At 71.1% G+C, this 405-nt stretch carries 1 pseudogene; it reads left to right on the top strand.

Annotation, left to right across the window (positions count from 1 at the left end):
• Positions 1-405: pseudogene (locus tag ACWTU8_RS33130) on the top strand (helicase); the annotation flags it as partial.

Consider the following 405-nt stretch of genomic DNA (forward strand, 5'->3'; position numbering starts at 1 on the left):
GGCCGCGGAGGCAGCGATCGAGGATTCGGACCCGGCTGCCGCCGAGGGCGCCCTCGAAGCGCCGGCCGGGGTCATAGCGGAAACGACAGCAGAGCCTGTCGCGGAAGAAGCTTCGGCCGAAGCCACGGAAGAAGTTCCGCTCGTTGCAGAAGCCATCTCCGACGTCACCGCCATCGAAAGCGACGGCGCCCTTACCTCCCCCTCGATGGGGGAGGTCGCGGCGCGAAGCGACGCGGGTGAGGGTGACGACGCCAACGATGCAGGCAGTGCTGACGAAGCCGGCGCGCCAGTTGATGCAGGCAGTGCTGACGGTACCGCCGCCGCCCCCACCCCGGCGCTGCGCGCCGGCCCTCCCCACGGGGGGGAGGGTAAAGCCAGCAAGCCAGCCGTGGTGGCCGAAGCGGC

It is taken from the genome of Mesorhizobium sp. BHbdii (assembly GCF_053848045.1).